The following is a 245-nucleotide window of genomic DNA, read 5'->3' on the forward strand; positions in this document are numbered from 1 at the left end:
TGACAGCCCGTTGCCCCCCTGTTGCTATCCCGTTGCCGAGCCGGTTGCCGGGGAAAATCCCGAAACTATCGGCTTTTCTCCCCTATGACAACCAAAACAACAGAAAAATAAAAGAAAAGTATAAATAGTAACCATCGCCAGATTGAGATTGTTTGCAAGGTCTTTTGAAGCCCGTTGCCGGACTTCGTTGCCGACACCCTCTGTCTGGCTATTTTCATGTATGGAGGATAACTGCCTATGGCGAA

Annotated in this window: 1 protein-coding gene; it reads right to left on the reverse strand. The window is 48.2% G+C overall.

Annotated elements, in window-relative coordinates; genetic code table 11:
• Positions 1 to 24 precede the first annotated feature (24 nt).
• Positions 25 to 245 (reverse strand): hypothetical protein (locus PG722_RS13855; protein ID WP_270580877.1); only part of this gene is annotated, 221 nt, incomplete at its 5' end.

The sequence above is a fragment of the Butyricicoccus sp. OF27-2pH9A genome (assembly GCF_027693185.1).
Classification (GTDB): Bacteria; Bacillota; Clostridia; order Oscillospirales; family Butyricicoccaceae; genus Agathobaculum; species Agathobaculum butyriciproducens.